Source organism: Bacillus hominis (assembly GCF_018332515.1).
Lineage (GTDB): Bacteria > Bacillota > Bacilli > Bacillales > Bacillaceae_G > Bacillus_A > Bacillus_A hominis.
On sequence record NZ_BOQD01000007.1, the window covers coordinates 50,339 to 74,074 of the forward strand.

A 23,736-nucleotide genomic window follows, 5' to 3' on the forward strand; every position below is an offset into this window, starting at 1 on the left:
GGGGGAAACGAGATGTCAATTGAAATTAAAACGAAGTACGGTCAAATTGATATTAGTACAGATGTAATTGCAACAATTGCTGGAGGTGCCGCAGTAGATTGCTACGGTATCGTAGGTATGGCATCAAAAAATCAGTTAAAAGATGGATTAACAGACATTTTACGAAAAGAAAACTTCACTAGAGGCGTTATTGTTCGTAAAGATGAAGATGAAGTACATATTGATATGTATATTATTGTGAGCTATGGTACGAAAATTTCAGAAGTAGCACATAACGTGCAGACTAAAGTGAAATATACATTAGATCAAACTGTAGGACTAGCAGTAGATTCTGTAAACATCTACGTACAAGGAGTTAAAGTAATAAACTTGTAATGTGCATTAAGGAGGAAAATCTGTGTCAATTCAAAAAATTGATGGAAAACGTTTATCACAAATGATCATGCAAGGAGCCAATAATTTAACAAATAATGTTCAGCTTGTTGATGCATTAAACGTATTTCCAGTTCCAGATGGCGATACCGGTACAAACATGAACTTATCAATGACTTCAGGCGCACGTGAAGTGAAAGCAAATCCTTCACAGCATGCTGGTAAAGTCGGCGTAAGTTTAGCCAAAGGATTATTAATGGGAGCTCGTGGTAACTCTGGGGTTATTTTATCTCAGTTATTCCGTGGTTTCTCTAAATCCATTGAACAAAAAGAAGAATTAACGACAGTTGATTTTGCGGCAGCTTTAGAAGCTGGAGTAGAGGCAGCTTACAAAGCGGTTATGAAACCAATTGAAGGAACGATTTTAACGGTTGCAAGAGAAACGGGTAAATATGCAGTGACAGTTGCGAAAAAACAGCGCGACTTTGTTTTGTTTATGGAAGACGTTGTAAAAGAAGCAAACGCATCGTTAAATCGTACGCCAGATTTATTACCTGTATTAAAACAAGTTGGCGTTGTAGATAGCGGTGGTAAAGGTCTTGTTGTTGTATATGAAGGATTTTTAGCTGACTTAAAAGGAGAAAAGATTTCTTCTAATGTGCCTGCCCAACCATCTATGAATGACATGGTACGCGCAGAACATCACCGTAGTGTACAAAGCCAATTGAGTACAGAAGATATTAAGTATGGATATTGTACGGAATTCATGGTGAAATTAGAGCCTGAAAAAATGAAGGAACATAATTTCTCTGAACAAAAATTCCGTGAAGATATTAGTGTGTACGGAGATTCGCTACTTGTTGTATCGGATGATGAGGTTGTAAAGGTTCATATTCACGCGGAACATCCTGGAGATCCTATGAACTATGGACAGCGTTACGGTAGTTTAATCAAGATTAAAGTAGAGAATATGCGTGAACAGCATACTGCTTTATTAGATGAGCCTACTATGATGCCTGAGCCAACTAGTCAGTCTAAAGAGAAACAACCGTACGGTATCGTAACTGTAGCTATGGGATCTGGTATTAAAACTTTATTTGAGAGCATTGGCGCGACGAAAGTTATCGAGGGTGGCCAAACAATGAATCCAAGTACGGAGGATATTGTAAAGGCGATTGAAGAAGCGAATGCTGAAAAAATCATTATTTTACCGAACAACGGGAATATCGTGATGGCAGCAGAACAAGCAGCGTCAGTTGTAGAACAAGAAGTGATTGTAGTTCGTTCAAAAACAGTTCCTCAAGGTATGGCTGCAATGTTAGCATTTAATCCAGTTGGAACGTTAGAAGAGAATGAAGAAAACATGAAAGAAGCTTTATCTCATGTGAAAACTGGTCAAATTACGTATGCTGTACGTGATACGGAAATTGATGGTGTAGCAATTCAAAAAGATGATTTCATGTGTATTGCAGATGGAAAAATCGTATCAACAAATGCTGAAAAAGTAGGAGCTGCGAAGCAATTACTAGAAGCGCTTATTGATGAAGATTCTGAAATCGTAACGATTCTACAAGGTGAAGATGCGACTGACGAAGAAGTAGCTGAGTTAGTTGAATTTGTAGAAGAGAATTTTGAAGATGCAGAAGTAGAAGTACATGCTGGAAACCAACCGGTATATTCTTTCATTTTCTCTGTAGAATAAGAAAAAATTCGGTTTGAAAATAAATGGGTTACTTACTTGCTAATGGATAAGAAGTAGTGATATGAAGTTTATTACTAGTTTTTATTCAAAAGGCTAGCATATTGATGATAGAAAAGAGCCTTGCTGCTAATAGTGAGGCTCTTTTCTACGTATTGTACAACTTTGTTTTATCCCGCATTAACTGCCCGTAAACGCCCGATTGGTGAAGGCTAATAATCAGTGAATGATGAACAAAACCCCCACTGATTATAGTTTCGCTTTATATAGAGGGATTAGAGTAGTTTCTCTTAGAATGCCTATGATAGAATATATAAGGTGAAAGAGAGCGATTACAGATGTCAATGATGTTAATGGATAATCAATAGAATGAATCAAAGAAAATAATGTGACGGAGCGTGAGAATTTTGAATGAAGTTGTACAAGTTCCTGTTACGGATGTAAAGGGAATCGGAGGAGAAACATCTGAGTTGTTACACGAGATGGGAATTTATACAGTTTCTCATCTATTAGAACATTTTCCGTACCGCTATGAAGACTATGCGATGAAAGATCTTGCTGAAGTAAAGCATGACGAGCGTGTAACGGTTGAGGGGAAAGTTCATAGTGCTCCTTTACTGCAATATTATGGGAAGAAGAAGTCACGTCTTACGGTTCGTGTTCTCGTCGGTCGTTATTTAATTACAGCTGTATGTTTTAATAGACCATACTATAAACAAAAGTTAAATTTAGATGAAACGGTAACGATTACTGGTAAATGGGATCAGCATCGCCAAACAATTGCTGTATCAGAACTGAATTTTGGACCGGTTGTACGACAACAAGAAGTAGAACCTGTGTATTCAGTGAAAGGAAAACTGACAGTAAAACAGATGCGCCGTTTTATTGCACAAGCATTTAAGGAGTATGGAGATTCTATAGTCGAAGTGTTACCAGATGGTTTGTTAAGTAGATATAAATTATTATCAAGATATGAAGCACTCAGAGGGTTACATTTTCCAGTGGGACAGGAAGACTTAAAGCAAGCGCGTCGCCGTTTTGTATATGAGGAGTTTTTCTTGTTTCAGTTGAAAATGCAAACATTACGGAAAATGGAGAGGGAAAACTCAAAAGGGACGAAAAAAGAAATTTCATTAGTAGAATTGCAAGAGTTTACTGATGCACTTCCGTTTCCGTTAACTGGCGCACAACGCCGGGTTGTAGATGAAATAATGAAAGATATGACGTCTCCTTATCGCATGAATCGATTATTGCAAGGAGATGTAGGTTCTGGGAAAACGGTTGTTGCTGCGATTGCACTTTATGCGGCGAAATTGGCTCATTATCAAGGTGCTTTGATGGTTCCTACAGAAATTTTAGCCGAACAACATTATCAGTCGCTGGCGGAGACGTTTTCACATTTCGGTATGAAGGTTGAATTGCTAACAAGTTCTGTTAAAGGTGCGAGACGTCGAGAAATTTTGTCGAGATTAGAACAAGGAGAAGTAGACATCCTTGTTGGGACGCATGCTTTAATTCAAGATGAAGTTATATTTCATAGGTTAGGTCTAGTTATTACCGATGAACAGCATCGATTTGGTGTGGCGCAGCGCCGGGTTTTACGTGAGAAAGGTGAAAGTCCAGATGTGTTGTTTATGACGGCAACCCCAATCCCGCGTACGTTAGCTATCACTGCATTTGGAGAGATGGACGTTTCTATTATCGACGAAATGCCAGCTGGTAGAAAGGTAATCGAAACGTATTGGGCAAAACATGATATGTTAGATCGTGTTCTCGGATTTGTGGAGAAAGAGATAAAAAAAGGAAGACAGGCATATGTTATTTGCCCTCTTATCGAAGAGTCTGAGAAGCTTGATGTACAAAATGCTATCGACTTACATAGTATGCTGACTCATCATTATCAAGGGAAATGCCAAGTTGGATTAATGCATGGGAGACTATCATCTCAAGAAAAAGAAGAGATAATGGGACAGTTTAGTGAAAATAAAGTGCAAATTCTTGTGTCGACAACAGTTGTTGAGGTAGGTGTGAATGTACCAAATGCGACTGTTATGGTTATTTATGACGCGGAACGTTTCGGTTTATCCCAGCTCCATCAGCTGAGGGGGCGTGTTGGGCGTGGTAGTGAACAATCATATTGTTTATTAATTGCGGACCCGAAATCAGAAACGGGAAAAGAAAGAATGCGTATTATGACTGAAACAAATGATGGATTTGTATTGTCAGAAAAAGATTTAGAGTTACGAGGTCCTGGGGATTTCTTTGGAAGTAAGCAAAGTGGTTTACCAGAATTTAAGGTTGCTGATATGGTACATGATTATCGAGCGTTAGAAACAGCAAGACAAGATGCGGCGATACTAGTAGATTCAGAAGCGTTTTGGCACAACGATCAGTATGCTGCCTTGCGTACGTATCTTGATGGAACAGGTGTGTTCCAGGGAGAGAAGCTTGATTAAAGGGAGTCAACAAAAATTTTTGTTGCATTCTACTTTTAATGATTATATACTACTGTTAGTACCTAGTCATAAAAAACGGATGGTGCGGTATGAAAAAAAGAAGAAGTAAAAAAGAAAGACAAGAATTATTACAACAAACAATAGAAACGAATCCTTTTATAACGGATGAAGATTTAGCGGAAAAATTTCAAGTGAGCATACAAACTGTTCGTCTTGATCGTATGGAATTATCTATTCCTGAATTAAGAGAACGAATTAAGCATGTGGCTACAAAACAACATGAAGAAGATGTGAAATCTTTACCGTTAGAAGAGGTTGTCGGAGAAATTATCGATATAGAATTAGATAGACATGCGATTTCTATTTTTGAAGTAAAGGTAGAGCATGTATTTAAAAGAAATCAAATTGCCCGTGGGCATCATTTGTTTGCACAAGCAAACTCACTAGCTGTTGCGGTTATTGATGAAGAATTAGCTTTAACTGCAAAGTCTACCATTCGATATATTCGTCCTGTAAAATTAGGAGAACGTGTTGTTGCAAAAGCGCGCGTTGAAGATGTAGAGAATGATAAAGGACGGACGGTTGTCAAAGTGCGAAGTTTTGTTGGAGAAGAACTTGTTTTCACAGGCACTTTTGAAATGTATCGATCTAGTAATTATAGTGAGGAAGGTAACAAGTTATGAAAATCGCAATAGATGCAATGGGTGGCGATCATGCTCCAAAGGCTGTCGTATTAGGTGCAATGAAAGCTATTAAGGAATATTCAGATTTACATATTACGTTAGTAGGGAAAGAAGAGGACATTCGCCAATACTTAACGAGTGAAGAGCGGATTACTATTCTTCATACAGACGAAAAAATCGAATCAACAGATGAGCCAGTAAGAGCGGTTCGTCGAAAAAAACAGGCTTCAATGGTACTTGCAGCACAGCAAGTAAAAGATGGTGTAGCAGATGCTTGTATATCAGCAGGTAGTACAGGAGCTTTAATGGCGGCCGGATTATTTGTTGTCGGTCGTATGGAAGGAATTGAACGACCAGCATTATCACCTACAATGCCAACTGTTGATGGAGAAGGTTTTGTTATGTTAGATGTTGGAGCAAACGTTGATGCAAAACCAATTCACTTATACCAATATGCAGTAATGGGCTCTGTTTACGCAGAAAAGGTAAGGGGAATTAAAAATCCTCGCGTTGGACTTTTAAACGTTGGGACAGAGGATGGTAAAGGAAACGAGCTTTCAAAACAGGTCTTTGCAATGCTTAAAGATGCGCCAATTAATTTTGTTGGAAACGTTGAATCAAGAGACTTATTGCAAGGTGTAGCAGACGTTGTTGTATGTGATGGTTTTACAGGGAACGTAGCACTGAAATCATTAGAAGGAACAGCACTTGCGTTATTCTCTATGTTGAAAGAGCAACTAATGAGTTCGTTTACGAGTAAATTAGCGGCAGCGGTATTAAAACCAAAACTTATGGTATTAAAAGATAAAATGGATTATTCGGAGTATGGGGGAGCAGCGTTGTTTGGATTGAAAGCTCCTGTCATTAAGGCTCACGGTTCTTCTAATGACCAATCGATATTTAGTGCGATTCGTCAAACGAGAGAAATGGTAGCGAAAGAAGTAATTCCTACAATTTCAAGTGTAATGGAGAAGGAGCCGCTTCAATAAGAGGAGGATTTGAAATGGGAAAAATAGCATTTCTTTTTCCGGGCCAAGGTTCACAGGCAGTTGGAATGGGTAGACAGTTAGCGGAGAATAATAAAGAGGTTGCGAAAGTGTTTGCGAAAGCGGATGAGGTGTTACACGATTCACTTTCAGAAGTGATTTTTGAAGGGCCGCAGGAAAAGCTTACATTAACGACAAATGCGCAGCCGGCATTATTAACGACGAGTTATGCAATTTTGACAGCTTTGAAAGAGTACGATATTACACCTGATTTTGTAGCAGGACATAGTTTAGGTGAATATAGCGCTCTTGTAGCGGCGGGTGCATTAACTTTCGAAGACGCTGTATATGCTGTAAGGAAACGCGGGGAATATATGGAAGAAGCCGTTCCAGGCGGGGAAGGGGCTATGGCAGCTATTTTAGGTGCTGATCCAGATATGCTGAAACGAGTTACAGAAGAAGTAACAAGTGAAGGGTATGCGGTACAAATTGCTAATATGAATAGTACGAAGCAAATTGTGATTTCTGGAACAAATCAAGGAGTAGAACTTGCTTCTCAAAGAGCGAAAGAAAACGGTGCTAAAAGAGCAATTCCGCTTAAAGTAAGTGGACCATTTCATTCCTCTCTTATGAAACCAGCTGCTGAGAAATTCCAAAGTGTTTTAAATGAAATTACGATTCAAGACACGAATATTCCTGTTATTGCAAATGTTACGGCAGACGTTATTACACGTGGTACAGATATTCAAGAAAAGCTAATTGAACAACTCTATTCGCCTGTATTATGGTACCCATCTATTGAGCATATGGTGAAACAAGGGGTAGATACATTTATTGAAATCGGACCTGGAAAAGTACTTGCTGGTCTTATGAAGTCGATTGATTCTTCAGTGAAAGCATATGCGATATATGATGAAGAGACATTAAAAGATACCATTTCAAATTTGAGAGGAGAAAGCTGATGTTAAAAGGGAAAGTAGCATTAGTAACCGGTGCTTCACGTGGGATTGGTCGTGCGATTGCAATTGATTTAGCGAAGCAAGGGGCAAATATTGTAGTGAATTTTGCGGGTAATGAGCAAAAAGCGAATGAAGTAGTTGATGAAATAAAGAAATTAGGTTCGGATGCAATTGCGGTAAGAGCAGATGTTGCAAATGCTGAAGATGTTACAAATATGGTGAAACAAACAGTAGATACATTTGGACAAGTTGATATTCTTGTAAATAATGCCGGCGTAACAAAAGATAATTTATTAATGCGTATGAAAGAAGAAGAATGGGATACAGTTATTAATACAAACTTAAAAGGTGTATTCTTATGTACAAAAGCAGTATCTCGTTATATGATGCGTCAACGTCATGGTAGAATAATAAATATTGCTTCTGTTGTTGGTGTTGTAGGTAATCCAGGTCAGGCAAATTATGTTGCTGCCAAAGCTGGTGTAATTGGATTAACAAAAACATCAGCAAAAGAATTAGCAAGCCGAAATATAACTGTAAATGCAATTGCTCCTGGGTTTATTGCGACTGATATGACGGATGTATTAGATGAAAATATAAAAGCTGAGATGTTAAAAGTTATTCCGGCTGCACAGTTTGGTGAAGCGCAAGATATCGCGAATGCTGTAACGTTTTTTGCTTCTGATCAAAGCAAATATGTTACAGGACAAACGTTAAATGTTGATGGCGGAATGGTAATGTAATAAAAGAATCGATTTCATCTAGTTTTTTTTGACAATATTTAATATAATATTTGAGGGGAGGTGAATGGAATGGCAGATGTTTTAGAGCGTGTAACAAAAATTATCGTTGATCGTTTAGGAGTAGAAGAGACTGAAGTAGTACCAGCTGCAAGCTTCAAAGAAGATTTGGGCGCAGACTCCCTAGATGTAGTAGAACTTGTGATGCAATTAGAAGATGAATTCGAAATGGAAATTTCTGATGAAGATGCTGAGAAGATTGCTACTGTTGGCGATGCTGTGACTTACATAGAGAGTCATCTATAATGCTTAAGTGAAGTCCCGTTTTTTAACGGGGCTTCTCGGCTTATATCTGGAGGGACCTATGCCGTACCGAAAACATAGAGAAAAAAAATACGAAGCAAAATATCGTGAAGCGTTTAAAGTATTTCAAGAAAAGATAGGTATTACGTTTACAGATGAAAAATTATTGATTCAAGCATTTACGCATTCATCGTATGTGAATGAGCATCGAAAAAAACCGCATGAGGACAATGAGCGTCTTGAATTTCTTGGCGATGCTGTATTGGAACTCACTGTATCACAGTATCTGTTTCAAAAATATCCGACAATGAGCGAAGGAGAGTTAACGAAACTACGTGCAGCTATTGTATGTGAGCCATCTCTTGTTCGTTTTGCAAACGAAATGTCATTTGGTAGCCTTGTTTTATTAGGAAAAGGTGAGGAAATGACGGGTGGACGTGAACGACCAGCTTTATTAGCGGATGTCTTTGAAGCGTTTATTGGTGCCCTTTACCTTGATCAAGGGCTAGAAACAGTTTGGGGATATTTAAAAGAAGTTGTATATCCAAAAATTAATGAAGGTGCTTTTTCTCATGTGATGGATTATAAGAGTCAATTGCAAGAATTGATTCAGCGTGATGGTAGTGGCAATATTGAGTATCAAATTTTACAAGAAAAAGGACCGGCCCACAACCGAGAATTTGTGTCTCGTGTAACTTTAAATAATGAGGCATTAGGTCTTGGTAGTGGTAAGTCAAAAAAAGAGGCAGAGCAACAAGCTGCTGCAGAAGCATTGAAAAAATTAAAAGAACAATCATAAGGAATCCCCCTTTGAATGAGGGGGATTCCTTATGCATAGAATGAAACTTTTCTTTTGTAGATAAATAAGAGGGAAGTAAATCCGTATTATAGCTTGTTTTCGTGCAGACAACCTTTATAACAACGGAGAATAGGAGGAAGGCCTTTCGTGTTTTTAAAAAGATTAGAAATAGCGGGATTTAAATCTTTTGCTGAGCGTGTATCTGTCGATTTTGTTCCAGGTGTAACTTCTGTAGTAGGACCTAACGGGAGCGGAAAAAGTAATATTACTGATGCGATTCGCTGGGTACTTGGTGAACAATCTGCAAAGTCATTACGCGGTGCAAAGATGGAGGATATTATTTTTGCCGGCAGTGATACGAGAAGAGCGGTTAATGTTGCTGAAGTTACATTAACTTTAAATAATGAAGACCAACGCTTACCGATTGAGTATAACGAGGTGTGTGTAACGCGTCGTGTATCTCGTTCGGGTGATAGTGATTTTTATATTAATAAACAATCTTGTAGATTGAAAGATATTATTGATTTATTTATGGACTCTGGTATGGGAAGAGAAGCTTTTTCAATTATTAGCCAGGGGAAAGTCGAAGAGATTTTGAGTAGTAAATCAGAAGAACGTCGTGGTGTATTTGAAGAAGCTGCGGGTGTGCTGAAATACAAACTTCGTAAAAAGAAAGCTGAAGGGAAATTGGCGGAAACACAAGAAAACTTAAATCGTGTACAAGATATTATTCACGAATTAAGTAGTCAAGTAGAACCACTAGAAAGACAAGCTTCTATTGCGAAAGATTATCTTGAGAAAAAAGAAGAATTAGAGAAAGTAGAAGCTGCGCTTATTGTACATGAAATTGAAGAATTACATGAAAAGTGGGAAGCGCTTCGAAATCAATTTGGGCATAATAAAGATGAAGAATCTAAAATGTCGGTGAACTTACAAAAAAGTGAAGAAGAGCTTGAGGAATTACGCGGGCAACTACAAGCCGTTGATGAATCTGTAAATTCCTTACAAGAAGTTCTCCTGCTGTCTAGTAAAGAACTAGAAAAACTAGAAGGGCAGCGCGAGCTGTTAAAGGAAAGAAAGAAAAATGCAACGACACATTGTGCGCAGCTTGAAAAGCTAATTGTTGAGTTAACAGAGAAAGCTACAAGTTATGATGGCGAAATTGAAACAAGTACAGAAGCATTAATGCAATTTGTGAATCAAGTAAAAGAATTAGAGAAGAAATTGCATGATAATGAACAATTACTGGCGACTTTTGCTGAGAATTTAGAGGAACAAATTGAGAATTTAAAAGGTGACTATATTGAACTTTTAAATCAACAAGCAAGTCTTCGTAATGAATTATCTATGATTGAAGAACAATCAAAACAGCAAAACTCTAAAAACGAACGACTTGATGAAGAAAATGAAAAGTATGTACAGCTGCGTGTGGAAATTACAGCGAAAAAAGCGAAACTTGTAGAAAGTTATGAGCAAGCGAGAGAGAAAATAGCTGGCATTATTTCTAACATACAGAAGACAGAAACGGCGCTTGGGAAATGTAAGTCACAGTATAGTGAAAATGAAACGAAACTGTATCAAGCGTATCAATTTGTCCAACAGGCGCGCTCTCGGAAAGAAATGTTAGAAGAGATGCAAGAGGACTATTCTGGCTTCTATCAAGGGGTACGTGAAGTATTAAAGGCTAGAGAAAATAGGCTACAAGGTATTGAGGGAGCTGTTGCAGAACTTCTGACTGTGCCGAAAGAATATGAAATCGCAATGGAAATTGCCCTTGGGGCAGCGATGCAACATATCGTAGTACAAACAGAAGAACATGCTCGTAATGCAATTACATTTTTAAAGCAAAATAAACATGGCCGTGCAACGTTTTTACCTCAAGCTGTTATTAAAAGTAGATCGTTATCATTTGAACAATTACGCATTGTGAATCAACACCCAGCATTTGTCGGTGTAGCGGCAGAACTTGTGCAGTACAACAATAAATATGAGAATGTAGTTTCAAGCCTATTAGGTACTGTTGTTGTTGCGAAAGATTTACGCGGAGCAAATGAGTTAGCGAAACAACTGCAATACCGCTATCGTATTGTAACACTCGAAGGTGATGTAGTGAATCCGGGTGGTTCTATGACGGGGGGAGCTGTAAAACAGGCGAAATCCTCTTTATTGGGACGTCAACGTGAACTGGAAGAGTGGACTAAAAAACTAACTGACATGGAAGAAAAAACAACGAAGCTAGAAAACTTTGTTAAAGCAGTAAAGCAAGAGATTCAAGAAAAAGAACTACAAATACGAGAGCTACGCCAAGGTGTAGAGACCGAACGTGTAGATGAACAGAAGCTAAGAGAAGAAATTAATCGTTTAGAATTAGATGAACATCGTATTAATGATCGTTTATCGATTTACGATTTAGAGATTGAAGGATTTTTACAAGACCAAGTAAAAATGCAAGGGCGTAAAGAAGAGTTAGAAAAGATTTTAGCGACTCTTCAAGCGGAGATTGGGGAATTAGATAGCAAAATCGTCGTTTTAACGAAACAAAAAAGTGAACAACATTCTTCAAAAGAAAAAGTTCAGAAGGAAATGACGGAGCTAAAAGTACAAGCTGCTGAACAACAACAACGTTTGTCTAATCAAAAAGAAAAAGTCGAACGATTGACGAAGGAAAAAGAAGAGACTGATGCGACGCTTGTAAAAACGAAAGAAGATTTAGCGTTCTTAAAGCAAGAGATGACATCTAATTCAAGTGGCGAAGAACAAATTACGAATATGATTGAGAAGAAAGCGTATGATCGTAATCAAACTTCGGAGTTAATTCGTTCTCGCCGTGAACAACGCGTGTCATTGCAAGAAAGAGTCGAGCATTTAGAGCGCGGTGCGAAAGAAACAATGGGTAAACATAAATATATTCTTGAAATGCTGAAAGATCAAGAAGTGAAAATTAACCGACTTGATGTAGAGCTGGAAAATAGATTGCAACATTTACGTGAAACATATACGATTTCATTTGAAGCAGCAAAACTTAAGTATACAATGATGATGCCTGCAGAAGATGCACGTAAAAAGGTAAAACTAATTAAACTATCCATCGAAGAGTTAGGCGCAGTAAATTTAGGGGCAATTGATGAATATGAACGTGTAGCAGAGCGCCATACATTCTTATTAGAGCAAAAAGATGACCTAGAAGAAGCGAAATCGACATTGCATCAACTTATTACGGAAATGGATGAAGAGATGAAAAAACGCTTTTCTACTACGTTTGAAGGAATTCGAACAGAGTTTCAATCTGTATTCTCTGAATTATTCGGGGGCGGTAGAGCGGATTTAGTAATGACAAATCCAGAAGATTTACTAAATACTGGTATTGACATTGTAGCGCAACCACCAGGGAAGAAACTACAAAACTTAGGTTTACTTTCAGGGGGAGAGCGTGCTTTAACTGCAATTGCGCTCTTATTTGGTATTTTAAAAGTACGCCCAGTTCCATTCTGTGTGCTAGATGAAGTAGAAGCAGCTCTTGATGAGGCAAACGTTGCTCGTTTTGCGCAGTATTTAAAGAAATTTAGTGATGAAACGCAGTTTATTGTAATTACACATCGAAAAGGTACAATGGAAGAGTCTGATGTATTATACGGTGTAACAATGCAAGAATCAGGGGTGTCGAAGCTTGTTTCTGTTCGTTTAGATGATGGTGAAGAACTTGTTGCAAGTAGATAGGAAGGATGGGAAGTATGAGCTTTTTTAAAAAATTAAAAGAAAAAATTTCAAAGCAAACGGATACGGTAACAGAGAAGTTTAAACAAGGATTAGAAAAAACGAGAAATTCATTTGCTGATAAAGTAAATGACTTAGTGTACCGTTACCGTAAAATAGACGAAGATTTCTTTGAGGAATTAGAAGAAATTTTAATTAGTGCGGATGTCGGAGTTTCGACAGTGATGGAATTAATTGATCAGTTGAAAGAAGAAGTACAACGTCGTAACATTCAAGATCCGAAAGAAGTACAGGCTGTTATTTCTGAAAAGCTAGTGGGAATTTACAAAGGTGACAGCGACTTTAGTAATGAAGTTAATATACAAGAGGATCAATTAACAGTAGTTTTATTTGTTGGTGTTAATGGTGTAGGGAAAACGACGACGATTGGTAAGCTTGCACATAAATTTAAATCAGAAGGTAAGTCTGTCCTATTGGCGGCAGGAGATACATTCCGTGCTGGGGCGATTGAACAATTAGAAGTATGGGGCGATCGTGTTGGTGTAGAAGTAATTAAACAAGGATCAGGATCTGACCCAGCGGCGGTTATGTATGATGCTGTACAAGCGGCAAAGGCCCGTAAAGTGGATGTATTGCTATGTGATACAGCAGGACGCTTACAAAATAAAGTAAACTTAATGAAAGAGTTAGAGAAAGTGAAGCGCGTAATTGAGCGTGAAGTACCAGGGGCTCCTCATGAAGTATTACTTGTTATTGATGCAACAACAGGACAAAATGGTTTAAGCCAAGCGAAAACATTCCGTGAAGCAACGAATGTTACTGGTATTGTTTTAACCAAGTTAGATGGAACTGCTAAAGGTGGTATCGTCTTAGCGATTCGTAACGAAATGGATGTTCCGGTGAAATTTGTTGGGCTAGGAGAGCAAATGGATGATCTGCAGCAGTTTGATCCAGAACAATATGTTTATGGTTTGTTTGCGAACTTAGTAGAAACAGAAGAAGTGTAAGTGAAAGAAGCGGTATCCCCGCTTCTTTTTGCATAAAAAATATGTGATGTTAAGAAAAAAACTTGACACTCTTTTATACTCCATGTAAACTAATTGATGTAAAGGGAAATCACTTAACAAAGGATGATCCAACATGCTCGAGAAAACAACGAGAATGAACTATTTATTTGATTTTTATCAATCGTTGTTAACGCAAAAACAAAGAAGTTACATGTCGCTTTATTATCTAGATGATTTATCTCTTGGTGAAATTGCGGAAGAATTTGATGTAAGTCGCCAAGCCGTGTATGATAACATTAAACGGACTGAAGCGATGCTTGAAGAATATGAAGATAAATTAGTATTACTTCAAAAGTTTCAAGAGCGACAGCGACTTGTTGCAAAGCTAAAACAGCTAATCAGCGAAGAAGAGCATGTGAATGAAGAAATGAAACAAGTTGTTGAAGCTATCGAAAAATTAGATTAGGAGGGCGGCAATATGGCATTTGAAGGATTAGCCGACCGACTTCAACAGACAATGCAAAAAATCCGCGGCAAAGGAAAAGTTTCTGAAGCCGATGTGAAAGAAATGATGAGAGAAGTTCGTCTAGCTCTTTTAGAAGCGGATGTTAACTTTAAAGTAGTAAAAGATTTTATAAAGCGTGTGTCTGAGCGTGCTGTCGGACAAGATGTAATGAAAAGTTTGACACCTGGACAACAAGTAATTAAAATCGTACAGGAAGAACTTACAGAACTTATGGGCGGAGAGCAAAGCAAAATTGCTGTTGCTAATAAGCCACCTACTGTTATAATGATGGTTGGTCTGCAAGGTGCGGGTAAAACAACGACGACAGGTAAGCTTGCGAATTTGCTTCGTAAAAAGCATAATCGTAAACCGATGCTTGTTGCAGCGGATATTTACCGTCCAGCAGCGATTAAACAGCTTGAAACATTAGGGAAGCAATTGGACATGCCTGTTTTCTCCTTAGGAGATCAAGTAAGTCCGGTTGAAATTGCGAAACAAGCGATTGCGAAAGCAAAAGAAGATCATCACGATTATGTTTTAATCGATACAGCGGGTCGCCTGCATATTGATGAAGAACTAATGGATGAATTAGCGAAAGTCAAAGAAGTTGCGAAACCGGATGAAATTTTCCTTGTTGTCGATGCGATGACAGGACAAGACGCGGTAAATGTAGCACAAAGTTTCCATGAACAGTTAGGATTAACTGGTGTTGTATTAACGAAATTAGATGGTGATACGCGCGGTGGTGCGGCATTATCTATTAAGGCTGTAACAAATACACCAATTAAATTTGCTGGTATGGGTGAAAAACTAGATGCAATTGAAGCGTTCCATCCAGAACGTATGGCATCCCGTATTTTAGGGATGGGCGACGTCTTAACATTAATTGAAAAAGCGCAAGCTACAGTTGATGAAGAGAAAGCAAAAGAACTTGAGCAAAAAATGCGTACGCTTTCGTTTACGCTTGACGATTTCCTAGAACAACTTGGACAAGTGCGTCAACTTGGACCGCTTGACGAATTGTTAGGAATGCTTCCTGGTGCAAATAAAATTAAAGGGCTGAAAAATGCACAAGTTGATGAAAAACAAATTGGGCATATTGAGGCAATTATTCGTTCTATGACTAAAGTAGAACGAGAACAACCGGAAATAATCAATGCTAGTCGTAAAAAGCGCATTGCCAAAGGTAGCGGTACAACAGTACAAGAAATCAATCGTCTAATCAAGCAATTTGATGATATGAAAAAAATGATGAAGACGATGACGGGAATGCAAAAAGGTAAGAAAAAAGGACTAGGTGGATTGAAGTTTCCATTCATGTAAGGAAAAAAGATGGCTCTGTTAAGAAAAAATACTTTACAAAGCAATAGTCTTTTTGCTAATATAATTATCTGTGTGAAATAAATTCGGAGGTGCTTTATAAATGGCAGTTAAAATTCGTTTAAAACGTATGGGAGCTAAAAAAACTCCTTTCTATCGTGTAGTTGTTGCAGATTCTCGTTCTCCTCGTGACGGACGTTTCATTGAGGAAATCGGTACTTACAATCCGGTTGCTCAACCAGCGGAAGTTAAGATCAACGAAGAAGCAGCATTAAAATGGTTAGGAAATGGTGCTAAACCATCTGATACAGTTCGTAACCTTTTCTCTAACCAAGGTATCATGGAGAAATTCCACTTATCTAAACAAGGTAAGTAATTGAGGCAATGACAATGAAAATGTTAGTCGAGACAATTGTTAAACCTCTTGTGGATCATCCTGGAGATGTAAAAGTTACACAGGAACTTTGCAACGGAGAAATAAAGTATCGATTAACTGTACATCCTGAGGATGTTGGAAAAGTCATTGGAAAGCAAGGGAAAGTTGCGAAAGCGATTCGAATGCTCTTGTATTCAGTGGGACATCATAATGATGAGAACGTCACACTGGAAATTCAATAAACGTAAAAAGGGCGAGGAGTTATTTCCTCTCCCTTTTTTAACATTTAAAGAGAAATTGCATGTTCCATATATAAAATGGAAATGCTTAATTTATATAGAAACCAGGGGTGACATACTATTTATGACAAAATGGTTTAACGTAGGGAAAATTGTAAATACTCATGGCGTAAAAGGAGAAATTCGTGTTATTTCTCGTACTGATTTTCCAGAAGAGCGATATAAAGTAGGGAACACGTTATACATATGGGATGAGAAAGGTACAGACTATCTTACAGTGAAGGTAACTTCTCATCGTCAACATAAGACATTTGATTTATTAACACTTGAAGGATACAACAATGTAGATGAAGTAGAGAAGTTTAAAGGTTCTTTAATTAAAGTACCAGAAGAGCAGTTAGGTGAACTAGCTGAAGGTGAATACTACTACCATGAAATTATTGGTTGCAACGTTGTAACGGAAGAAGGAGAAGCGTTAGGGACAATCAAAGAGATTCTATCTCCTGGTGCGAATGATGTTTGGGTGATTAAACGTCCAAAGGGTCAAGATCTGTTAATTCCTTATATTGATGACGTTGTACTTCAAGTTAACATTGAAAATAAATTAGTAACCATTCATGTAATGGAAGGGCTACTATAATGAAAATTGACATTTTAACATTGTTTCCAGATATGTTTACAGGTGTATTTGGGTCTTCAATTTTAAAGAAAGCACAAGAAAAAGAAGCGGTAGAGCTTCGTGTTGTCAATTTCCGTGAGTATACAACTAGTAAGCATAATAGTGTAGATGATTATCCGTATGGTGGGGGCGCTGGTATGGTATTAACCCCGCAGCCTATCTTTGATGCAGTAGAAGAGTTAACGAAGGAAACAGACCGTAAGCCGAGAATCGTCTTAATGTGTCCACAAGGAGAGCGTTTCACGCAGAAGAAGGCAGAAGAGCTTGCTGGAGAAGAGCATGTTATTTTTGTATGTGGCCATTATGAAGGATACGATGAACGAATTCGTGAGCATCTTGTAACAGATGAGATTTCTATTGGGGATTACGTATTAACGGGTGGAGAATTGGCTTCTATGGTAGTCACTGACAGTGTTGTACGTCTTTTGCCAGGAGTACTTGGGAATCAAACATCACAAGTGGAAGACTCTTTTAGTACAGGTTTGTTAGAGCACCCACATTATACACGTCCTGCTGATTTTCGTGGTATGAAGGTACCAGATGTACTAATGTCAGGAAATCATAAAAACATTGATGAGTGGCGCCATAAAGAGTCCTTGCGTCGTACGTACACACGTAGACCGGATTTACTGGAAGAACGAGAATTATCTAAGCAAGAAGAGAAATGGCTGGAACAGATTAAAGAAGACCGATAAGGGCTTGATATATTTTCTATTGCAACAGTCCTAGCAATATGCTATTATAACATTTGTGCTACTGAAATCAGTAGCCGTATTAACGATGTTCCGCTGTAATTTAATAAGACTTTATAAGAGCATCTGTTTAAAGGAGAGAATTTAATATGCAACAATTAATCACAGAAATCACAAAAGGCCAATTAAAAACTGACCTTCCTTCATTCCGTCCTGGAGACACTTTACGTGTACACGTAAAAGTAGTTGAGGGAACTCGTGAAAGAATTCAGCTTTTCGAAGGTGTTGTAATTAAACGTCGTGGTGGCGGAATCAGTGAAACATTCACAGTTCGTAAGATTTCTTACGGTGTAGGTGTTGAGCGTACATTCCCAGTTCACACGCCAAGAATCGCGAACATCGAAGTACTTCGCCGTGGTAAAGTACGTCGTGCTAAGTTATACTACTTACGTAACCTTCGCGGTAAAAAAGCACGTATTAAAGAAATTCGATAAGACATGTATGGGAGCTTGTAAATACACAAGCTCCCTTTTTCCAATCTATATGAAATTTTGGTATAATACGAGCAGCTTACATAACTATGGAGGGGAAAGCATGAAGAAAGAGAAGAGCTCACTTTGGGAATGGATCAAAGCAATTTTGATTGCTATTGTATTAGCGGGCGTAATTAGACAGTTTTTCTTTGCCCCAATTCTCGTAGATGGTGTATCGATGTCGCCGACTTTACATGACCGTGATCGAATGATTGTTAATAAAATTGGCTATCACATAGGTGATCCGAAACGCTTTGATATTATTGTATTCCGAGCGACGGAAGAAAAAGATTATATTAAGCGTATTATTGGCCTGCCAGGCGACGAAATCGAATACCGTAATGATAAACTATATGTTAACGGGAAACCTTATGAGGAGCCGTATTTAGATAAGCAGAAAAAGCAACTTGCTGACGGACCGCTTACATATGATTTTACTCTTGAAGAAATGACAGGAAAGAAAACTGTTCCAGAAGGTCAATTATTTGTTTTAGGCGATAATCGTCGTTTTAGTAAAGATAGCCGTTCGATTGGCACAATTTCAATGGACCAAGTGATTGGTAAAGCAAATATGCTATATTGGCCGTTAAAAGATGCACGTATTGTGAAATAAAAGAAAAAGAAGGTGGCAACATGGTAATTCAATGGTTCCCAGGGCATATGGCAAAGGCTAGACGCCAAGTAACAGAAAAATTAAAGTTAATTGATGTTGTAATTGAGCTTGTAGATGCTCGATTACCTTTATCTTCTCGTAATCCAATGATTGATGAAATTATTACGCATAAACCAAGGCTTGTTGTTTTAAATAAAGCGGATATGGCGGATGATCGTCTTACAAAGCAGTGGATCGCATATTTTGATGAAAGAGGTCAAAAGGCAATTTCAATTAATGCGCAAGCTGGACAAGGTATGAAAGAAATTGCAGCAGCTTGTAAAGTTCTTGTCAAAGAAAAATTCGATAAAATGGTTGCTAAAGGCATTAGACCAAGAGCAATTCGTGCTTTAATTGTAGGTATTCCAAACGTTGGTAAATCTACACTGATTAATAAATTAGCGAAGAAGAATATAGCAAAAACAGGAGATCGTCCTGGTGTGACAACAGCCCAGCAGTGGATTAAAGTTGGGAAAGAAATGGAATTATTAGATACACCAGGTATTTTGTGGCCTAAATTTGAAGATCAATTAGTTGGTCTTCGTTTAGCGACGACGGGTGCAATTAAAGATTCTATATTAAATCTACAGGATGTAGCTATTTATGCGTTACGTTTTATGGAAGAACATTATCCAGAACGTTTAAAAGAGCGATATAATTTAAATGACATTCCAGAAGAAATTGTGGAGTTATTTGATGCAATTGGAAAAAATAGAGGTTGCTTAATGGGCGGCGGAATGATTGATTATGATAAAACATCTGAGCTTATACTTCGTGAGCTTCGTGGTGGAAGATTTGGAAAAATGACGTTTGAAACACCAGAAGAGTTCGCAGAGCAGGTAGAAGATGTAGAAAAAGTAGAAGAAGTATAAGACGTGCGTTTGTACGTCTTTTCTTTTTGGTTACGTTTAAAAGGAGTGTAGATGGATGCAAAAAATGACTATTCAAGAAGCGGAATGTTTTCTACAAGAAATTATGAGTGAAGAAGACGAGCGTTTTCAAATGTTAGTGAAAGATGAGCGAAAAGGTGTTCAAAAACTAATTTTGAAGTGGTATAAACAAAAAGAGTTAGCGCAAAAAGAAAGAGAAAAATTTCTAGAAATGTCAAAGTACGAAAATGAGTTACGTAAAAAAGGCCTCACATACATTGCTGGCATTGATGAAGTGGGCCGTGGGCCGTTAGCAGGACCGGTTGTGACGGCGGCTGTCGTCCTTCCAGAAGATTTTTATATTCCAGGATTAAATGACTCGAAAAAATTAAGTGAAGCGAAACGTGAGCGTTTTTATGATGAAATTAAAGAGCATGCAATTGCGATTGGAGTGGGAATTGTATCACCACAAGTTATTGATGAAATAAATATTTATCAAGCGACGAAGCAAGCGATGTTGGATGCCGTTGCTAATTTATCATGTACACCACAATATTTATTAATCGATGCGATGAAGCTTCCCACATCAATTCCGCAAACATCAATCATTAAAGGTGATGCGAAAAGTGTCTCGATTTCAGCTGCATCTATTATTGCGAAAGTCACGAGAGATCGTATGATGAAAGAGTTAGGAGGAAAGTATCCTGCATATGGATTTGAACAACATATGGGATATGGGACGAAACAGCATTTAGAAGCGATTGAAGTACATGGAGTATTAGAGGAACATCGAAAATCATTCGCGCCAATTAAAGATATGATTCAAAAATAAGCTGTATATTCACAGCTTATTTTTTATTTTGGTATATAAACATTATTATTTTCGAAAAAGAATAAAGCGATTTCAGTTTTCTGACACTTTATTGTAGACAGCGTGCCAATCATCTTATACAATGGCAATGTAATGTTTTTTAAACATTAAAAAACTTTTTGAGTAAAACAGGAAAACAGGGGAGGATGGGACCATGAATATCCATGAGTACCAAGGTAAGGCAGTCCTTAGAAGCTATGGGGTTAGCGTTCCGAACGGGAAGGTTGCATTTACAGTAGAAGAAGCTGTAGAAGCAGCGAAAGAGTTAGGAACGGACGTATGTGTAGTTAAAGCGCAAATTCACGCTGGTGGACGCGGCAAAGCTGGCGGTGTAAAAGTTGCGAAAAATTTAGAAGAAGTTCGTACATATGCAGAAAGCATTTTAGGAACTACACTTGTGACGCATCAAACAGGTCCTGAAGGTAAGGAAGTAAAACGCTTACTTATCGAAGAAGGTTGCGATATTAAAAAAGAATATTATGTAGGTCTTGTATTAGATCGTGCAACTTCTCAAGTTGTTTTAATGGCATCTGAAGAAGGTGGAACAGAAATTGAAGAAGTGGCAGAAAAAACGCCTGAAAAAATCTTTAAAGAATATATTGATCCAGCAGTAGGTTTACAAGGTTTCCAAGCGCGTCGAATCGCATTTAACATCAATATTCCAAAAGAACTTGTAGGACAAGCTGTGAAGTTTATGATGGGCTTATACAGTGCGTTTATCGAAAAAGATTGCTCTATCGCTGAGATTAATCCACTTGTTACAACAGGTGACGGTAAAGTTATGGCGTTAGATGCAAAATTAAACTTTGATTCTAATGCGTTATATCGCAATAAAGATATTTTAGAACTTCGTGATCTTGAAGAAGAAGATTCAAAAGAAATTGAAGCTTCTAAATATGACTTAAACTACATTCCTTTAGATGGAAATATCGGTTGTATGGTTAATGGTGCAGGTTTAGCAATGGCTACAATGGATATCATTAAACATTACCATGGTGACCCAGCTAACTTCTTAGATGTTGGTGGCGGCGCAACAGCTGAAAAAGTTACAGAAGCATTCAAAATTATCCTTTCTGATAAAAATGTAAAAGGTATCTTCGTTAACATTTTTGGTGGCATTATGAAGTGTGATGTTATCGCAGAAGGTGTTATTGAAGCAACGAAGCAGGTAGGTCTTGAGTTGCCTTTAGTTGTACGTCTTGAAGGTACAAACGTAGAGTTAGGAAAGAAAATTTTAAATGAGTCTGGTTTAAATATTGTTGCAGCAGAATCTATGGCAGACGGTGCACAAAAAATTGTTTCACTAGTGGGCTAATAGAAAGCGGGGGAGAAAAATGAGCGTATTAGTTAATAAAGATACAAAAGTTATTGTTCAAGGTATTACAGGTTCTCAAGGATTATTCCATACAAAGCAAATGATTGAATACGGTACGAAAATTGTCGGTGGTGTAACACCAGGTAAAGGTGGCACTGATATTGAAGGTGTACCAGTATTTGATACAGTAGAAGATGCTGTGAAAGCAACAGGCGCAAACGCTTCAGTTGTATACGTTCCACCCGCTTTTGCGGCTGATGCAATTATGGAAGCTGTTGATGCAAAGATTGATTTAGTAGTATGTATTACTGAAGGAATCCCTGTATTAGATATGGTAAACGTTAAGAGATATATGGCGGGTAAACATACACGTTTACTTGGACCAAACTGCCCTGGTGTTATTACACCTGACGAATGTAAAATTGGTATTATGCCAGGATATATTCACAAAAAAGGTCACGTTGGTATCGTATCTCGCTCCGGTACATTAACGTATGAAGCTGTACATCAGTTAACACAAGAAGGTATTGGCCAATCTACTGCTGTAGGTATTGGTGGGGATCCTGTTAACGGTACAGACTTTATTGATGCGTTAAAAGCATTTAATGAAGATGAAGAAACGCATGCTGTAATTATGATTGGTGAAATCGGCGGTACGGCAGAAGAAGAGGCAGCTGAGTGGGTACAAGCTAATATGACAAAACCGGTTGTAGGCTTCATTGGTGGTCAAACAGCGCCAGAAGGAAAACGTATGGGCCATGCTGGGGCAATCATTTCTGGCGGCAAAGGAACTGCTGCTGAAAAGATTAAAACAATGGAAGCTTGTGGTATTAAAGTAGCAGAAACACCAGCTGTTATGGGTGAAACATTAATCTCTGTTTTAAAAGAAAAGGGATTATTTGAGACTTGTAAAAACTACTAATCTTTTGAAAGGCACCTCCTTATTCGAGGTGCCTTTTTACACTTTTTTCTGTTTACATAATAAAAATTATGGGTAAGGAGAATTAAGATGAAAAGAGAACGATTATTGCATCTTCATTACATATTGGCAGATCATTGGAAGGCGATGGAGAGGCTACTATATGTTGATCCAGAACTGAAGGGAATATACACTTATAGTCCGAATCAGTTTGAATATTACACTGGAATATCCTCGAAAAAATCTTTAGAACTAGTGAATTTTCTTCAAATTTCAAACCTCCAACAATATGTATCCGAGTTAGAAAAAAAGAGAATATTTTATATAACAATATGGGATAAGGACTATCCACAATTACTGCGAGAAATACAAGATCCCCCTTTTGTTTTATACGGAAAAGGAGAAAGAGGTTTTCTAAATAAAGTAAATAAATTAGCAATTGTTGGAACGAGAGAGCCGTCTTTATATGGAAAGGAGAGTATGAGGTTTATCTTACACCCTTTACTTGAAAAAGAATGGCTTATTGTTAGTGGATTTGCAAGAGGGATAGATACAATTGCTCACGAGGTTACAGTAAGGCAGCATTGCCCGACTATCGCAATATTAGGACACGGATTATCTTACATGTATCCAAAGGAGAATAGAGGTTTATATGACATGTGGAAAGACTATATATTGTTATTGACAGAGTATCCGCCGCATTATGCGCCGAAAAAATGGTATTTTCCAAAAAGAAATCGAATTATTAGCGGTATAAGTAAAGGTGTTTTAGTTGTAGAAGCAAAAGCGAGAAGTGGATCCCTTATTACCGCAGAGCTTGCGTTAGAACAAAATAGAGAGGTGTTTGCACTTCCTGGTCCTATATTTATAGAGAGTGCAGCGGGAACGAATCATCTAATTCAACAAGGCGCAAAGCTAGTAAGAAATGCAAAGGATATCCTTGAAGAAATTTTAAATTAACCTTATATTTTTATGTTTTTATTAAACAATTATTGACAAATGGTAGATTGTCGCTGTATGGTATATTCATTCTTGATTGACAAAAACA

The 23,736-nt window shown here is 37.8% G+C and carries 24 protein-coding genes; all 24 read left to right on the forward strand.

The annotated features are described in order from the left end of the window. The first annotated feature begins 12 nt into the window (after window positions 1–12). Complete coding sequence (locus tag KI356_RS01415; protein WP_000021109.1) at window positions 13–375, forward strand: Asp23/Gls24 family envelope stress response protein; 363 nt, start codon at window positions 13–15, stop codon at window positions 373–375. Between the two features lie 22 nt (window positions 376–397). Continuing rightward, window positions 398–2,074 (forward strand): DAK2 domain-containing protein, encoded by a 1,677-nt coding sequence (locus KI356_RS01420; RefSeq protein ID WP_128281186.1) that lies wholly within the window; start codon window positions 398–400, stop codon window positions 2,072–2,074. Between the two features lie 404 nt (window positions 2,075–2,478). Beyond that, window positions 2,479–4,527 (forward strand): ATP-dependent DNA helicase RecG, encoded by a 2,049-nt coding sequence (recG, locus tag KI356_RS01425; RefSeq protein ID WP_002121811.1) that lies wholly within the window; start codon window positions 2,479–2,481, stop codon window positions 4,525–4,527. Between the two features lie 89 nt (window positions 4,528–4,616). After that, window positions 4,617–5,210 (forward strand): transcription factor FapR, encoded by a 594-nt coding sequence (fapR, locus tag KI356_RS01430; RefSeq protein ID WP_002121809.1) that lies wholly within the window; start codon window positions 4,617–4,619, stop codon window positions 5,208–5,210. Further along, window positions 5,207–6,199, forward strand: a complete 993-nt coding sequence (plsX, locus tag KI356_RS01435; RefSeq protein ID WP_002121808.1) for a phosphate acyltransferase PlsX — start codon at window positions 5,207–5,209, stop codon at window positions 6,197–6,199. The genes fapR and plsX overlap by 4 nt, the downstream gene beginning before the upstream one ends. A gap of 14 nt (window positions 6,200–6,213) precedes the next feature. Beyond that, a complete protein-coding gene (gene fabD / locus KI356_RS01440) occupies window positions 6,214–7,158 on the forward strand; it encodes an ACP S-malonyltransferase (protein ID WP_212934624.1) in 945 nt (314 codons plus the stop codon). Beyond that, entirely contained in the window at window positions 7,158–7,898 is a 741-nt protein-coding gene (fabG, locus tag KI356_RS01445; protein WP_002121805.1) for a 3-oxoacyl-[acyl-carrier-protein] reductase, read from the forward strand. Before fabD ends, fabG begins: the two co-directional genes overlap by 1 nt. A gap of 69 nt (window positions 7,899–7,967) precedes the next feature. Continuing rightward, window positions 7,968–8,201, forward strand: a complete 234-nt coding sequence (acpP, locus tag KI356_RS01450) for an acyl carrier protein (RefSeq protein WP_000786062.1) — start codon at window positions 7,968–7,970, stop codon at window positions 8,199–8,201. A gap of 58 nt (window positions 8,202–8,259) precedes the next feature. Beyond that, window positions 8,260–8,997 (forward strand): ribonuclease III, encoded by a 738-nt coding sequence (gene rncS, locus KI356_RS01455; RefSeq protein ID WP_070144596.1) that lies wholly within the window; start codon window positions 8,260–8,262, stop codon window positions 8,995–8,997. Between the two features lie 147 nt (window positions 8,998–9,144). Then, the gene (gene smc / locus KI356_RS01460; RefSeq protein ID WP_212934625.1) at window positions 9,145–12,714 is read left to right on the forward strand and encodes a chromosome segregation protein SMC; all 3,570 of its coding nucleotides are present in this window, start codon (window positions 9,145–9,147) and stop codon (window positions 12,712–12,714) included. Between the two features lie 14 nt (window positions 12,715–12,728). Next, the gene (ftsY, locus tag KI356_RS01465) at window positions 12,729–13,718 is read left to right on the forward strand and encodes a signal recognition particle-docking protein FtsY (protein ID WP_000007653.1); all 990 of its coding nucleotides are present in this window, start codon (window positions 12,729–12,731) and stop codon (window positions 13,716–13,718) included. Between the two features lie 133 nt (window positions 13,719–13,851). Then, entirely contained in the window at window positions 13,852–14,184 is a 333-nt protein-coding gene (locus KI356_RS01470; RefSeq protein ID WP_000891061.1) for a putative DNA-binding protein, read from the forward strand. 12 nt (window positions 14,185–14,196) lie between these two features. Continuing rightward, on the forward strand, window positions 14,197–15,546 hold the full coding sequence (ffh, locus tag KI356_RS01475; RefSeq protein WP_002111383.1) for a signal recognition particle protein: 1,350 nt from the start codon (window positions 14,197–14,199) through the stop codon (window positions 15,544–15,546). Between the two features lie 100 nt (window positions 15,547–15,646). Continuing rightward, window positions 15,647–15,919, forward strand: a complete 273-nt coding sequence (gene rpsP, locus KI356_RS01480; RefSeq protein ID WP_000268750.1) for a 30S ribosomal protein S16 — start codon at window positions 15,647–15,649, stop codon at window positions 15,917–15,919. Between the two features lie 14 nt (window positions 15,920–15,933). Beyond that, window positions 15,934–16,161 (forward strand): KH domain-containing protein, encoded by a 228-nt coding sequence (locus KI356_RS01485; protein ID WP_002088196.1) that lies wholly within the window; start codon window positions 15,934–15,936, stop codon window positions 16,159–16,161. 121 nt (window positions 16,162–16,282) lie between these two features. After that, window positions 16,283–16,798 carry a ribosome maturation factor RimM gene (rimM, locus tag KI356_RS01490; protein ID WP_033711967.1) on the forward strand — a complete coding sequence of 172 codons (516 nt, stop codon included), beginning with the start codon at window positions 16,283–16,285 and terminating at the stop codon, window positions 16,796–16,798. Then, window positions 16,798–17,532 carry a tRNA (guanosine(37)-N1)-methyltransferase TrmD gene (gene trmD / locus KI356_RS01495; protein ID WP_002014522.1) on the forward strand — a complete coding sequence of 245 codons (735 nt, stop codon included), beginning with the start codon at window positions 16,798–16,800 and terminating at the stop codon, window positions 17,530–17,532. Before rimM ends, trmD begins: the two co-directional genes overlap by 1 nt. Window positions 17,533–17,678: 146 nt before the next feature. Further along, entirely contained in the window at window positions 17,679–18,023 is a 345-nt protein-coding gene (gene rplS / locus KI356_RS01500) for a 50S ribosomal protein L19 (protein WP_002014524.1), read from the forward strand. Between the two features lie 100 nt (window positions 18,024–18,123). Continuing rightward, window positions 18,124–18,675 (forward strand): signal peptidase I, encoded by a 552-nt coding sequence (lepB, locus tag KI356_RS01505; RefSeq protein WP_025148333.1) that lies wholly within the window; start codon window positions 18,124–18,126, stop codon window positions 18,673–18,675. Between the two features lie 20 nt (window positions 18,676–18,695). Next, complete coding sequence (gene ylqF / locus KI356_RS01510) at window positions 18,696–19,586, forward strand: ribosome biogenesis GTPase YlqF (protein WP_002121793.1); 891 nt, start codon at window positions 18,696–18,698, stop codon at window positions 19,584–19,586. Window positions 19,587–19,641: 55 nt separating this feature from the next. Beyond that, window positions 19,642–20,415, forward strand: coding sequence for a ribonuclease HII (gene rnhB, locus KI356_RS01515; protein ID WP_128281189.1), 774 nt, complete (start codon window positions 19,642–19,644; stop codon window positions 20,413–20,415). A 193-nt stretch (window positions 20,416–20,608) separates the two neighbouring features. Then, window positions 20,609–21,769 (forward strand): ADP-forming succinate--CoA ligase subunit beta, encoded by a 1,161-nt coding sequence (sucC, locus tag KI356_RS01520; protein WP_002121788.1) that lies wholly within the window; start codon window positions 20,609–20,611, stop codon window positions 21,767–21,769. 19 nt (window positions 21,770–21,788) lie between these two features. Further along, a complete protein-coding gene (sucD, locus tag KI356_RS01525; RefSeq protein ID WP_000115186.1) occupies window positions 21,789–22,691 on the forward strand; it encodes a succinate--CoA ligase subunit alpha in 903 nt (300 codons plus the stop codon). Window positions 22,692–22,778: 87 nt separating this feature from the next. Beyond that, window positions 22,779–23,648, forward strand: a complete 870-nt coding sequence (gene dprA, locus KI356_RS01530) for a DNA-processing protein DprA (RefSeq protein ID WP_128281190.1) — start codon at window positions 22,779–22,781, stop codon at window positions 23,646–23,648. Window positions 23,649–23,736: the final 88 nt, after the last annotated feature.

Bases quoted from the DNA above. Each gene is read 5' to 3' on its own strand.
- lepB (WP_025148333.1), top strand. From the start codon at position 18,124: ATGAAGAAAGAGAAGAGCTCACTTTGGGAATGGATCAAAGCAATTTTG.
- fapR (WP_002121809.1), top strand. From the start codon at position 4,617: ATGAAAAAAAGAAGAAGTAAAAAAGAAAGACAAGAATTATTACAACAA.
- sucC (WP_002121788.1), top strand. From the start codon at position 20,609: ATGAATATCCATGAGTACCAAGGTAAGGCAGTCCTTAGAAGCTATGGG.
- rimM (WP_033711967.1), top strand. From the start codon at position 16,283: ATGACAAAATGGTTTAACGTAGGGAAAATTGTAAATACTCATGGCGTA.
- KI356_RS01415 (WP_000021109.1), top strand. From the start codon at position 13: ATGTCAATTGAAATTAAAACGAAGTACGGTCAAATTGATATTAGTACA.
- rplS (WP_002014524.1), top strand. From the start codon at position 17,679: ATGCAACAATTAATCACAGAAATCACAAAAGGCCAATTAAAAACTGAC.
- fabD (WP_212934624.1), top strand. From the start codon at position 6,214: ATGGGAAAAATAGCATTTCTTTTTCCGGGCCAAGGTTCACAGGCAGTT.
- dprA (WP_128281190.1), top strand. From the start codon at position 22,779: ATGAAAAGAGAACGATTATTGCATCTTCATTACATATTGGCAGATCAT.
- KI356_RS01470 (WP_000891061.1), top strand. From the start codon at position 13,852: ATGCTCGAGAAAACAACGAGAATGAACTATTTATTTGATTTTTATCAA.
- acpP (WP_000786062.1), top strand. From the start codon at position 7,968: ATGGCAGATGTTTTAGAGCGTGTAACAAAAATTATCGTTGATCGTTTA.
- rpsP (WP_000268750.1), top strand. From the start codon at position 15,647: ATGGCAGTTAAAATTCGTTTAAAACGTATGGGAGCTAAAAAAACTCCT.
- fabG (WP_002121805.1), top strand. From the start codon at position 7,158: ATGTTAAAAGGGAAAGTAGCATTAGTAACCGGTGCTTCACGTGGGATT.
- sucD (WP_000115186.1), top strand. From the start codon at position 21,789: ATGAGCGTATTAGTTAATAAAGATACAAAAGTTATTGTTCAAGGTATT.
- trmD (WP_002014522.1), top strand. From the start codon at position 16,798: ATGAAAATTGACATTTTAACATTGTTTCCAGATATGTTTACAGGTGTA.
- ffh (WP_002111383.1), top strand. From the start codon at position 14,197: ATGGCATTTGAAGGATTAGCCGACCGACTTCAACAGACAATGCAAAAA.
- rnhB (WP_128281189.1), top strand. From the start codon at position 19,642: ATGCAAAAAATGACTATTCAAGAAGCGGAATGTTTTCTACAAGAAATT.
- ftsY (WP_000007653.1), top strand. From the start codon at position 12,729: ATGAGCTTTTTTAAAAAATTAAAAGAAAAAATTTCAAAGCAAACGGAT.
- ylqF (WP_002121793.1), top strand. From the start codon at position 18,696: ATGGTAATTCAATGGTTCCCAGGGCATATGGCAAAGGCTAGACGCCAA.
- KI356_RS01485 (WP_002088196.1), top strand. From the start codon at position 15,934: ATGAAAATGTTAGTCGAGACAATTGTTAAACCTCTTGTGGATCATCCT.
- rncS (WP_070144596.1), top strand. From the start codon at position 8,260: ATGCCGTACCGAAAACATAGAGAAAAAAAATACGAAGCAAAATATCGT.
- plsX (WP_002121808.1), top strand. From the start codon at position 5,207: ATGAAAATCGCAATAGATGCAATGGGTGGCGATCATGCTCCAAAGGCT.